The sequence below is a fragment of the Bacillus sp. SA1-12 genome (genome assembly GCF_000981385.1).
In the GTDB taxonomy this organism is placed as follows: Bacteria; Bacillota; Bacilli; order Bacillales; family Bacillaceae; genus Metabacillus.
The window spans coordinates 1-352 of record NZ_LATZ01000107.1; the positions used below are offsets into that span (position 1 = coordinate 1).

The window sequence follows — 352 nt, forward strand, 5'->3', positions numbered from 1 at the left end:
GAGATTCATGGCAGCAAAAGTTAGCATCGCCTGCATGGCCACTTTTTTAATTCCTCTTAAAGTGGTCCATCGCATGCCATGCTTTTCTTTAGCATCTGCAAAGACACGTTCTATTGTCTCTTTTCGCTTAGCGTATATGTTTTTATTCATTTCTGTATGCCGTAAATGATTAACCTCATCAATTTTATCTTCCCAAATATGTCGGTGAATCATTTTCCTCTTATCCTTACTGTGTGTACATGAATCAAGGAGTGGGCAATCCTTACAAATGGCTGGATTTGATGCGTATTGTCTGTAACCATCTCTGGTCGTTGTGCGGTAAGGAAGTATTTGATCCTTCGGACAAATATAA

1 protein-coding gene is annotated in these 352 nt (G+C 39.2%); it reads right to left on the minus strand.

Annotated features, from left to right (window positions below):
- The coding region (locus WQ54_RS32835) for a transposase (RefSeq protein WP_197089623.1) at positions 1 to 352 on the minus strand (352 nt) is incomplete at both ends.